Genomic DNA, 277 nt, shown 5'->3' with positions numbered 1-277 from the left:
GTGGCTGTGATCTGGTGCGTCTGCGACCGGAGACAACGGATTCGCGGCTAACTTGGGCGGAAATAAATTCGCTACGCGAATGGCCTGGCAGGGGGCGCGAGCGCTGTTTTACGGAATATACAAAAAAAGCACCTCCCGTAAACGGGAGGGCTTCGGCGATTCAGGAACGGGAATTTTATTCTGCCTCTGGTGTGTCGCCTTCCATGCCCTGCCGGGCATCATGGAGCCAGCGGCGGAGGTTACTCATTCTTTCCCGGTTTGCCCGGCTGGGACTTTT

1 protein-coding gene is annotated in these 277 nt (G+C 57.0%); it reads left to right on the top strand.

The window, feature by feature from the left end:
* Positions 1-79 precede the first annotated feature (79 nt).
* Positions 80-277: hypothetical protein (locus tag HGG74_RS21280; RefSeq protein WP_205762288.1), on the top strand; the 198-nt coding region annotated here is incomplete at its 3' end.

Source organism: Arthrobacter mobilis, from assembly GCF_012395835.1.
Taxonomy (GTDB): domain Bacteria; phylum Actinomycetota; class Actinomycetes; order Actinomycetales; family Micrococcaceae; genus Crystallibacter; species Crystallibacter mobilis.
The sequence above is the reverse complement of the archived record's forward strand: the minus strand, read 5'-3'. Positions and strand labels throughout refer to the sequence as shown.